We start from the raw sequence: 1,793 nt of genomic DNA, 5'->3' as shown, positions 1-1,793 counted from the left end.
GCGTAAGGCGGTCTAAACTCTAGCTTGGTTTCTGTGATGAATTTCTTCAATTCTGAAAAACTAGCCTTTTTGCTGGCCACCATCTCATCATCAAATACACACCAGTTTCTTACCATTCTAGCCTTGTCATCTTTGTCTGTGAAGGTCTCAACGGTTGTAAAATACTTGTGAGTGAAAAGCCCCTCAAAAAATTGGGTCTTTCCTACTCCCTGCCTTCCAGTCAAGTCCAGCACAAAGTCAAACTTAACAGTAGGGTCAAACACCTTGGCAACTGCTCCACGGAAAAACAAGTCCATGATAATACGGTTATATTCATCATCCTTGATATTGAGATAATGCCTTAAAATATCAAAGGGATCACGCTGATTCACTAACTCTTTATACTCGCTTTCACAAGATTCCAGATAGTCTTTTAAGGGATTGTAGCTGTGTTCTCCAGCTACCACTTCCAAAATATCCGCTATGTCAGGCTTTTTATAGTCCATCTTGTACTTGGTAGCAATATAAGCCCTAATCTCTCTGATAATCAGGTCATCGATTGCACCGCTCAGGATTCTACCGTTTAGCTTCATTGGTCTAGTCACGTCAATTTCATAAGTAAAGACGTTGTATTGTATAGCCTCTTTTAGCTTGCTATCTCCATTCAAAATCTTCTTGAGATTGTCCAAGTTGACTGCAAAGCCATCGCCTCTTGCTTTCTTTGCCAAGTTCAGGCTATTATGTTCCTCATCGGTCTCCCTTGCTTGGGTCAAGTCCACCACTTCAGGCGGTACTTTCTGCTTATCTTCTTCAATGATTTTATCTACAATGTCATTTCTATTCAAAAGCCACCTCCTTATAGAATTTTGTCGCTACTTCTAGAAAGTAGCTTGCTAAGTCTTTCCGTTTAACGATTGCTGAAAACAAGTCCACTAATTGGCCAAAACTGTACCCATTCACAAATAGCAGTCGGACAAAAAGTGAAGTCTCATACCTGGTATAAATGCCATTACAAATCAGGTCAAAAACCCAGCCTTTTAACTCCACTCCAAGCCCCTGCCGTTGCTCTGTCAATTTGTTTACCTCTAAATCTTTCAGGATCGTCAGCAAGTCAGGACTGGCCAAACCTATTTCTAAATCTCTGGTCAGTTCCCAACCCTCTACTTCCTCACTTTCGTCTTTAACTGCCACATACAAACCTTTGTAGTGAAAAGCCGTCAAGCCCTCGCCTATTGGCTCAAAGTAGATAAATTTGTAGTGATTGCCATTCTTCCATACTTGAGTAGGATTTGACTTGAGAAAGCCAAATAGGGGCATTTTCTCAACGGATATAGTCAACTCTATTATTCTCATTGCACCTCCTAATCTACTGCAAGAAAATTGTAAATATCACTCTTACGGTAATAGATTTTCTTACTGTTTTCAAAAGGCGACTGGAACGATTTTAGACCATGCTCCTGCCAATTATTTAACGTGGTTCCACTAATACCTAACTTCTCTAATACCTCAGATCTAGAAATCAAGTCCCAATTATCATCACGTTGCTTTTCCAGTTCCATCCTTTTAGCTAAGTGATCTCCCACTTTTTCCAGTAATTCAAGTTCTGCTTCTCTTGATAATAGTTGCATATTACACTCCTTTCTAGTTATGAATCTTACCTGCAAGCTGAATATAACGCCCATAATCAGGGCTTAAATCAGTGCTAGGTGTTTCTATCCTCTGTTGGTTTTCTCGCTCATATTGGGCGCTTTTTTTGCGGTCTCGATGGTTTAAATAAAGCAGTAAGCCAATCAATACCACCATAAAGATTACCG

The 1,793-nt window shown here is 40.0% G+C and carries 3 protein-coding genes; all 3 read right to left on the bottom strand.

Going from position 1 to position 1,793, the window contains the following annotated elements; genetic code table 11:
• On the bottom strand, positions 1–824 hold an 824-nt coding region (locus QZ359_RS09440; protein ID WP_293965943.1), incomplete at its 3' end, for a VapE domain-containing protein.
• On the bottom strand, positions 817–1,332 hold the full coding sequence (locus QZ359_RS09435; protein WP_084953895.1) for a hypothetical protein: 516 nt from the start codon (positions 1,330–1,332) through the stop codon (positions 817–819). The genes QZ359_RS09440 and QZ359_RS09435, both read right to left, overlap by 8 nt.
• 8 nt (positions 1,333–1,340) lie before the next feature.
• Complete coding sequence (locus tag QZ359_RS09430) at positions 1,341–1,607, bottom strand: DNA-binding protein (protein WP_119942674.1); 267 nt, start codon at positions 1,605–1,607, stop codon at positions 1,341–1,343.
• Between the last annotated feature and the right edge of the window lie 186 nt (positions 1,608–1,793).

This window comes from Streptococcus sp. (genome assembly GCF_019414905.1).
In the GTDB taxonomy this organism is placed as follows: domain Bacteria; phylum Bacillota; class Bacilli; order Lactobacillales; family Streptococcaceae; genus Streptococcus.
The sequence above is the reverse complement of the archived record's forward strand: the minus strand, read 5'-3'. Positions and strand labels throughout refer to the sequence as shown.